This is a genomic window from Enterococcus raffinosus, from assembly GCF_018917525.1.
Classification (GTDB): Bacteria; Bacillota; Bacilli; order Lactobacillales; family Enterococcaceae; genus Enterococcus_A; species Enterococcus_A raffinosus_A.
The window spans coordinates 1-747 of the sequence record NZ_JAHLOS010000104.1; the positions used below are offsets into that span (position 1 = coordinate 1).

The window sequence follows — 747 nt, forward strand, 5'->3', positions numbered from 1 at the left end:
TTTTTTTGTATGTTTGAAAACCACCTGCTGTGCTGGTGGTTCAAAAGAGCTTCCAGCGTGGTATTAAAAAGACCTCCCAAAATTGATAAACTGATGTTGGTTTCCCGACCGCATCACCATCAAAGATAGGAGGTGTCCTTATGGAAAAGGACAAAGAAAGTTTATCACATAGTAAATGGAGATGTAAGTATCACATCGTGTTTGCACCAAAATATCGGAGACAAATTATTTATGGGAAATACAGAGAAAGCATTGGCGAAATCATTCGCACGCTCTGTGAAAGAAAAGGAGTAGAGATCATTGAGGCAAATGCCTGTGCAGATCATATTCATTTGCTTGTAAGTATTCCACCAAAGTTAAGTGTTTCGCAATTCATGGGCTATTTAAAGGGAAAAAGTAGTTTAATGATATTCGACCGTCATGCAGAGTTGAAATATCGCTATGGGAACCGAAAATTTTGGTGTCGAGGGTACTACGTGGACACGGTTGGACGGAATAAGGAGCAGATAGCTGAGTATATTCGTAAACAAATAAAAGAAGATTATTCAGCAGATCAGCTTACGTTGTTCGAAGAGGTAGACCCGTTTACAGGAGCAAAAAATAAAAAGAGATAGAGCGAGATTCTTTTAGAATCAGCGAGTAGAAGTGGTGCGGGGGGAAGCTTTCAGAGGGCCTTTTAGGCCGAGGCCGGTAAGAGAGGCTTCTAGCCGAAGAGCAAACCACCCGTTTCACGGGTGGTTATGATTT

The 747-nt window shown here is 41.4% G+C and carries 1 protein-coding gene; it reads left to right on the forward strand.

All coding sequences use genetic code 11. From position 1 onward, the window contains the following. The first annotated feature begins 140 nt into the window (after positions 1 to 140). Positions 141 to 614: an IS200/IS605 family transposase gene (gene tnpA / locus KQI58_RS22455; RefSeq protein ID WP_216411151.1), complete on the forward strand. Its 474-nt coding sequence runs from the start codon at positions 141 to 143 to the stop codon at positions 612 to 614. Positions 615 to 747: the final 133 nt, after the last annotated feature.